This window comes from Bacteroides sp. LFL-34, assembly GCF_027257075.1.
Lineage (GTDB): Bacteria > Bacteroidota > Bacteroidia > Bacteroidales > Bacteroidaceae > Bacteroides > Bacteroides ovatus.
In genome coordinates this window covers 1-565 of record NZ_JAPQKZ010000168.1, presented here as the reverse complement: position 1 = coordinate 565, position 565 = coordinate 1, and the positions used below count along the sequence as shown (strand labels likewise).

At 41.8% G+C, this 565-nt stretch carries 1 pseudogene; it reads right to left on the bottom strand.

The annotated features are described in order from the left end of the window. A pseudogene (locus N5O98_RS27410) lies at positions 1-353 on the bottom strand (DUF3575 domain-containing protein); the annotation flags it as partial. Between the last annotated feature and the right edge of the window lie 212 nt (positions 354-565).

Below are 565 nucleotides of genomic sequence, written 5' to 3'. Positions count from 1 at the left end.
CGGGTAATGAAATTCTCCTCTTTTATTTCCGCACGGATAATCAGTTCGGATTTCACACGGTTGGCACGGATCTTCGCCGTGGCAAGGTTCTCGGCTTCACTGCCCAGTGAATTACAGTATCCGTCAACCAGTAGCGGCAGCTTGCCGTCAAGAATTGTGGTTTTGTTGTTTTCGATACATTCCAACAGGCGGGCAAGTTCCGTGTCATTGCCATTCCAAGGCACGTAGAACATGTCCTTCTGCGGAACGAAGCGGAAGGTGTAAACTGTGTCTGTTTTCTGCTGCGCAATGACAGGAAAAGTTACCGTCATCAGCCACAGAAACAGGGTGAGAAAAGTGATTTTTCTGCTCATATAAACTTGAATTTATTATCTTTGTCTTCTCCAAAGGTAATAAATGCCATTCAGCGCCCAAAATATTACAAAAACTTTTTCTGTTGAAATATAGCGTTTTATAAAAATTGTCGTTTGAGCACTTTTCAAATTGTCGTTTGAGCACTTTTTTTGTCGAATTAGCACTTTTTTGTCGCTTGAGCACTTTTTGAAAATGAGCTTCTGAGACCTTT